Genomic DNA, 255 nt, shown 5'->3' on the forward strand with positions numbered 1-255 from the left:
AATCAACCGAGATTCCCTTAGTAGTGGCGAGCGAACGGGGACCAGCCCTTAAGTTGGTTTGAGATTAGTGGAACGCTCTGGAAAGTGCGGCCATAGTGGGTGATAGCCCCGTACACGAAAATCTCTTATCAATGAAATCGAGTAGGACGGAGCACGAGAAACTTTGTCTGAACATGGGGGGACCATCCTCCAAGGCTAAATACTACTGACTGACCGATAGTGAACCAGTACCGTGAGGGAAAGGCGAAAAGAACC

1 rRNA gene is annotated in these 255 nt (G+C 49.8%); it reads left to right on the forward strand.

Annotated features, from left to right (window positions below):
• Positions 1 to 255 (forward strand): 23S ribosomal RNA (locus tag L6D80_RS30010); the annotation flags it as partial.

It is taken from the genome of Pseudomonas ceruminis (genome assembly GCF_021602025.1).
Taxonomy (GTDB): Bacteria; Pseudomonadota; Gammaproteobacteria; order Pseudomonadales; family Pseudomonadaceae; genus Aquipseudomonas; species Aquipseudomonas ceruminis.